General features: G+C 60.1%; 8 protein-coding genes and 1 pseudogene. 6 read left to right on the top strand and 3 right to left on the bottom strand.

Features of this window, described 5'->3' with window-relative positions:
• Window positions 1-895 (top strand): peptidyl-prolyl cis-trans isomerase (locus ACIREA_RS25650; protein WP_397385171.1); only part of this gene is annotated, 895 nt, incomplete at its 5' end.
• A gap of 54 nt (window positions 896-949) precedes the next feature.
• Here ACIREA_RS25650 and ACIREA_RS25645 read toward each other — a convergent pair.
• Both ACIREA_RS25645 and ACIREA_RS25640 read right to left on the bottom strand, forming a co-directional pair.
• The gene (locus tag ACIREA_RS25645) at window positions 950-1,399 is read right to left on the bottom strand and encodes a hypothetical protein (RefSeq protein WP_397385170.1); all 450 of its coding nucleotides are present in this window, start codon (window positions 1,397-1,399) and stop codon (window positions 950-952) included.
• 101 nt (window positions 1,400-1,500) lie between these two features.
• The gene (locus tag ACIREA_RS25640) at window positions 1,501-1,875 is read right to left on the bottom strand and encodes a winged helix-turn-helix transcriptional regulator (RefSeq protein ID WP_397385169.1); all 375 of its coding nucleotides are present in this window, start codon (window positions 1,873-1,875) and stop codon (window positions 1,501-1,503) included.
• Between the two features lie 68 nt (window positions 1,876-1,943).
• Between ACIREA_RS25640 and ACIREA_RS25635 the strand changes: the two genes are divergently transcribed.
• The 4 genes from ACIREA_RS25635 (at window position 1,944) to ACIREA_RS25620 (ending at window position 4,377) form a co-directional block, all read left to right on the top strand.
• Complete coding sequence (locus ACIREA_RS25635) at window positions 1,944-2,270, top strand: nuclear transport factor 2 family protein (RefSeq protein WP_397385168.1); 327 nt, start codon at window positions 1,944-1,946, stop codon at window positions 2,268-2,270.
• Window positions 2,267-3,067, top strand: a complete 801-nt coding sequence (locus ACIREA_RS25630; protein WP_397385167.1) for an SDR family oxidoreductase — start codon at window positions 2,267-2,269, stop codon at window positions 3,065-3,067. Before ACIREA_RS25635 ends, ACIREA_RS25630 begins: the two co-directional genes overlap by 4 nt.
• A gap of 62 nt (window positions 3,068-3,129) precedes the next feature.
• Window positions 3,130-3,540: a Dabb family protein gene (locus ACIREA_RS25625; protein WP_397385166.1), complete on the top strand. Its 411-nt coding sequence runs from the start codon at window positions 3,130-3,132 to the stop codon at window positions 3,538-3,540.
• Between the two features lie 159 nt (window positions 3,541-3,699).
• Window positions 3,700-4,377: a nuclease-related domain-containing protein gene (locus ACIREA_RS25620; RefSeq protein ID WP_397385165.1), complete on the top strand. Its 678-nt coding sequence runs from the start codon at window positions 3,700-3,702 to the stop codon at window positions 4,375-4,377.
• Window positions 4,378-4,547: 170 nt separating this feature from the next.
• Here the strand turns inward: ACIREA_RS25620 and ACIREA_RS25615 are convergent, their stop codons facing one another.
• The gene (locus ACIREA_RS25615) at window positions 4,548-4,721 is read right to left on the bottom strand and encodes a hypothetical protein (protein WP_397385164.1); all 174 of its coding nucleotides are present in this window, start codon (window positions 4,719-4,721) and stop codon (window positions 4,548-4,550) included.
• 297 nt (window positions 4,722-5,018) lie between these two features.
• On the opposite strand from ACIREA_RS25615, the pseudogene ACIREA_RS25610 reads away from it, so the two are divergent.
• Window positions 5,019-5,480: pseudogene (locus ACIREA_RS25610) on the top strand (Fic family protein); the annotation flags it as partial.

Raw genomic sequence — 5,480 nt, 5'->3', positions numbered from 1 at the left:
GGAGGCGGCGAAGGACCATGTGGTGGCGAAGGTGAACGGGATGCCGATTTATGCCTCCGATCTGGATGCAATGGTCAAAGCGCAGGAGCGGATGCTGCTGGCCCAGCTGGCGAATGATCCGGTGCGATTGAAGAAGGAACTGGCGGACGTCCGACTCAATGCGCTGAACGGGCTCATCGACTTCCAACTGCTGGAGGATGAGTTTTTCAGACTGGGCGGCGTCATCAACAAGGAGGACATCGACAATGATGAGAAGCAGGTGACGCAGCTCTCATTCAACGGGGATCACGCGGCATTGATGGCGGAGATCGACGCGGTGGGCATGTCCTTTGAGAAGTATCGTGAACTGCGGGAGCGGATGATCATCGTGAGTGCGGTGCGGGCGCGGATCACAAACAACCTTGAGGTGACGGATGCGATGGTGAGGGAGCATTACGAGAAGAACCTGCAGCGCTGGCGTGACCCGGAGTCGGTGAAGATTCACACGCTGACGATCCTGAGCACAACGGCCAATGCGCGCAGTCAGGCGGAGATCCTGCGCACGCGGATGGTGAACGGGGGAGACTTTGCGGAGATGGCCCGTGAGAACAGCGCCGACAGCCGCGCGGATGAGGGCGGTGCCTGGCCATGGACGCGACTTTCAGACATCAACGACCAGGTGGCTGGTGTCATCGCGAAGATGAAAAAGGGAGAGCTCAGTGCGGTGCTGGAGGAGCCGGGCACTTTCATGATCCTGCGTGTGGATGACATCCGGCATGCTGATCCGAAGCCGTTTGAAAGCGTGAAGGAGGATGTGAAAAGGTCCTTGATGGAGGAGCTGGCGAGGGAGCGGATCGAGAAGCGGCTGTGCCAGCTGCGCGAGGCGGCGGACATTCAGAAGATGGGGCCGGTGTAGGGAAGGGATGAGACGTGGTGAAGCGGGGCTTTGCAATGTGAAGAGGCTGGAGGGCTAGAAGCCTTCGAGGAGTTTCTTCTCCTGGGCGCGCATTTCTGCTCCTTTTCGCTTCTTCTCCGCCAGGGTCTCGAACTGCAGCAGGCCCGTGTTGCGGTCCCACTGGCACTCGCAGATTTCATTGCGCCAGTGGATGGTGGGATTGTGGCTGTCGTCTGGCCGCAGCTGCCACATGCTGCCATTGGCCATCCGGAGGATCTCCACTTCGCGTTCATTGAGGCGGGCGGCGGCAGCGAGTTTTTTGTAGCTCATCTGCACGCAGAGGTCATCGACAAAGCAGCAGGTGATGGCGATGCCGGACTTGTGAAAGAGCAGGGTCTTGGACTGGGGACGCTGGGCGGGCTCGCCGTAACGTTTGATGCACTCGTCCAATGTTTCACCGATGCGCGCCTGGGTGCTGAGGGCCAGGCAGAGGAAGGTCAGGAGGGTGAGGGAGATGGCTTTCATCTGGGTGTGGAGGAGATGACAGCGTGACGAGGAGGGAGTTACAAGTTTAAAGTGTCGGGACGTGTGGAGTGCGTGGGTGACGTTTCATGGCGGCGTCTTTTCTACTGCAGCTCTTCGCGTGCTGCGGCCCATTTGAGGATGGCATCGAGCACGGGGCAGAGGGACTGGCCCCAGGGGGTGAGGGAGTATTCGACCTTGGGCGGGATGACGGGATAGACGGTGCGCTGGACGATGCCGTCTTTCTCCAGCTGGCGGAGCTGCTGGGCCAGCATCTTTTGCGTGACGGCGGGGATGGCACGCTCGAGATCTGAGAAGCGCATGACGTTGCCGCCAAAGAGCTGGAAGAGGATGAGAAACTTCCAGCGTCCTTCGAGCATGCGGAGGGCTTCCTCCACGCCCTGAGCTGCGGTGAGGCGGGTCCAGGGAATGGGTGGCTTATCAGGTAAGCTACTTACTTTTTTGTGGGTTCTTGCCATTTTGTAAGTTCGTGGTTCGATGGAGTGAGGTCAAGATTTTGACCGCCTAAACAACGACGACATAGACCATGAAAACGATCCTTCCCCAAGTGCTTTCCGACTACTACGCGGCTGTGAATGACGGTCGCACTGATGATGCCGCCGCGTGCTTTGCGGCTGATGCCCTGGTGCATGATGAGAGCCAGGACCGCCAGGGGCGGGAGGCGATCCGCGCGTGGATCGCCGAGACGACGCAGAAGTATCAGCCGCAGGTGGAGGTGATCGGAATGCGGGAGGCGGACGGGGCATTTGTGGCCACGGGCCGTGTGTCCGGGACGTTTCCGGGCAGCCCGGTGCAGCTCGAGTATACGTTCACGGTGAACGGCGGAAAAATCTCCCACCTTGCCATCCAATGAAAGCACCGACATTCAAAGGAGATCCCACGGAGTTTGCGGGCAAGCGTGTGTTTGTCAGTGGTGGCACGAAGGGGGCGGGAGAGGCCATGGTGCGCAGGCTGGCTGCGGCGGGGGCTGAGGTGATCACGGCGGCGCGCACGGCGCCGGAGGATGCGGCGCTGCCTGCGCGGTTCATCGCTGCGGATCTGGCCACGGCGGAGGGCACGGGTGTGGTGGCGCGTGTGCTGCGGGATGAGTGCGGTGGGGTGGATGTTTTGATTCACAACCTCGGCGGATCACAAGCGCCGGGCGGCGGCTTTGCGGCGCTGACGGATGACCTGTGGCTGGAGGAGCTGAATCTGAATCTGCTGGCGGCGGTGCGGCTGGACCGCGCGCTGGTGCCGGACATGGTGGCGCGCGGCAGGGGCGTGGTGATTCACATTTCATCCATCCAGCGGCAGCTGCCACTGCCTGATTCGACCACGGCGTATGCGGCTGCGAAGGCGGCGCTGACGACGTACAGCAAGGCGCTCTCCAAGGAGCTGGGGCCGAAGGGCGTGCGGGTGACGTCTGTGTCTCCGGGCTGGATCTACACGACGGCTGCGGAGTCGATGGTGCAGCGGCTGGCGGAAAACGGCGGCACGGATGAGGAGACGGCACGGCAGGGCATTCTGTCTGCGCTGGGGGGCATCCCCATCGGGCGGCCTGCCTGGCCGTGGGAGGTGGCGGAGCTGGTGGCCTTTCTGGCGTCAGATCGTGCGGCGGCCATCCATGGTGCGGAATACGTGATCGATGGCGGGACGATTCCGACGCTGTGATGCTGAAGATCTTTTTTCAGAATCCAATAACCACAAAGTAATATCTAGAAAGACAAAGTGCCATGAAGAAAATGAGAGTGAACATCCGGGCGGTCGTGCTTATGTCATTGAGCCTGCTGCTGGCTGGTTGCGCGGCTTCTCAGAGGGCCGAGAAGGCTGGCGGGCGGCTGCATCAGGTGGGGCTGGTCTGGCTGAAGAACGCCGGCAACGAGGAGGATCAGCGAAGGGTGATCGAGGCTGTGCATGCGTTTGGGAAAAACATCCCGGAGGTGAAGCATGCCCATGTGGGCCGCACGGACGGGGTCGGCGGTGCTTTCTCAGACGCGAGCTATGACGTGTGTTTCATCCTGAGCTTTGATGATGAAGCCGCGCGCCTGCGCTACAACGAGAATCCGGTGCACCTGAAGGCGGCGAAGGAGGTCTTTCTGCCGCTGTCGCGCAAGCTGCTGTTTTACCGCTTTGCGGGGGAGTAGGCTTTGATGGGGTGGTTTTTTCTCTTTGTGCAGTGCTTTGCCTGAAAAAATAGGGTGAGGTCGCTGATGAGGGCCGCACGCTGAGGTGCGTAGGCAAAGTGGGGGGCAGAGCAAGGGCCTGGGCTTGTGGCGGGGTGTTTGCTGCGGAGAGTGGTGCGGATGACTGACCCCAACGTTTTATTCACCACGCTCGTCAAACCGGCGCTGCCGATTTTTCTGCTGGTGGGCGGGCTTTACGTGGTGCGGTTTGTTTACCGGCAGTTCAAGTCGTCCATCAAAGGGTCGCTGGGGGAGACGCTGGTGACGCAGGGGACGTTTCGGCTGCTGGACAAAGCGCGGTACCGGGGCTTCAGCGATCTGTATGTGCCGCGCCCGGACGGGGATGGGCTGACGCAGGTGGACCATGTGGTGGTGTCGCCGTTCGGGATCTTTGTGATCGAGACGAAGAACTACACGGGCTGGATCTACGGCGCTGAGCATCAGGCGAAGTGGACGCAGACGTTTGGCTCCGGGGGAAAGTTCTCGTTTCAGAATCCGATCTGGCAAAACAAGCTGCACCTGCGGGCGCTGGCGCAGTTTCTGAAGCTGCCGGAGTCGAAGTTCCGATCCGTGATCTTTTTCATGGGCGGAGCGACGTTTAAGACGGAGCTGCCGAAGTATGTGATCGACACGAGCCTGACGAGCTACATCACGGGCATCGAGGAGGTGCTGCTGCAGCCGGAGGAGGTGGCGGCGGCGAATGCGGCGCTGGTGAATCTGGTGAAGGAGACGAACAAGCGCGCGGCGAGGCGGGAGCACCTGACGGGGATGAAGAGGCGGGCGAAGGTGCGGGGGTGATGATGGGATGCCGCGCGGCGCGGATAGAGATTTGTGCCTCAGGGGGCTGCGCCAGAGCCGACAAAATGTCGGCGCTCCCAATACGGGATGCCGCGTGGCTTTGGTGTCACCAACTACCCAAAACCACGCGGCCTGTCCTTCGCGGGGCGTCGTTCATGCCCGCCTTTTTTCTAGCGGGCGGAGGGCTCTCGTCCGGCGGCGGTCTTGCTGGGGTTGGAGACCTCCTTGCCGGCGTGAGCGCCTATGGGGGCGGCTGGCGTGCCCATTTCCCGGTTTGTTCTGGCATCGTCCCTGGACATTTTAGCGATGAGGGCTTCGAGATAGTAGTGGCGGCTTGATCTCATGTTCGTTACGGGGGGGGAATGTGAGCTGACTCAAGGAACAAGCGTATGATGCCTGAGCCGCGCAGATCTGGTATCGGCCCTGGTGCCGTTTGTGAATAGGCGTTGTTCCTGCCCCCAATTCGCGGTCCCTAGCACCGGCCAAAGAACCGGCCAAAGAACCGGCCAAAATGAGGGATTTAAAGAGGTGAAACTACCGGCCAAAGAGTCGGATAAACCACCGGCCAAATGACTCGACAAGAGCCTCAATAAAGACCATGGTTAAAAATGCAGAGAGAGCTTTATACCCGAACAACCTCCATGGAGCCGCTTTTTCCGATGGATCAGGCGGGTGGGTTGAAGGAACTCGCCTTCGATTTGTTCCGCAGGTCTGCGGAGCTTGGAGGGGCTTTGCATCCGGTTACCCGCGAGAGCGTGGTTGAGTTGCTGCGGAAAATGAACAGCTACTACTCCAACTTGATCGAGGGGCATAACACCCACCCGGTTGACATTGAGAAGGCGCTCCAAAAAGATTATTCTGCTGACCCGCACAAACATGCGCTGCAAATTGAAAGCCAGGCGCACATCGAAGTGCAGCAACTTATGGAGCAGCGTCTCAGGGATGATGAGGCATTGAAGATTTGTTCTCCCGAGTTTATTTGCTGGCTTCATCAGGAGTTTTACGCGCGCATGCCTGAGGAGTTTCGCCGGGTGAAGACACGCAATGGCGGTGAGGATTGGGTGAAGCCTGGGCAGTTGCGCGAATGTGAAGTGGAAGTGGGG

It is taken from the genome of Prosthecobacter sp. (assembly GCF_044373815.1).
Lineage (GTDB): Bacteria > Verrucomicrobiota > Verrucomicrobiia > Verrucomicrobiales > Verrucomicrobiaceae > Prosthecobacter.
Note: the sequence above shows the minus strand (reverse complement) of the source record. Positions and strands in the feature narration are given on the sequence as shown.

Coding starts and splice junctions, on each gene's coding strand:
- ACIREA_RS25620 (WP_397385165.1), top strand. CDS start 3,700: ATGACTGACCCCAACGTTTTATTCACCACGCTCGTCAAACCGGCGCTG.
- ACIREA_RS25615 (WP_397385164.1), bottom strand. CDS start 4,721: ATGAGATCAAGCCGCCACTACTATCTCGAAGCCCTCATCGCTAAAATG.
- ACIREA_RS25635 (WP_397385168.1), top strand. CDS start 1,944: ATGAAAACGATCCTTCCCCAAGTGCTTTCCGACTACTACGCGGCTGTG.
- ACIREA_RS25640 (WP_397385169.1), bottom strand. CDS start 1,875: ATGGCAAGAACCCACAAAAAAGTAAGTAGCTTACCTGATAAGCCACCC.
- ACIREA_RS25630 (WP_397385167.1), top strand. CDS start 2,267: ATGAAAGCACCGACATTCAAAGGAGATCCCACGGAGTTTGCGGGCAAG.
- ACIREA_RS25625 (WP_397385166.1), top strand. CDS start 3,130: ATGAAGAAAATGAGAGTGAACATCCGGGCGGTCGTGCTTATGTCATTG.
- ACIREA_RS25645 (WP_397385170.1), bottom strand. CDS start 1,399: ATGAAAGCCATCTCCCTCACCCTCCTGACCTTCCTCTGCCTGGCCCTC.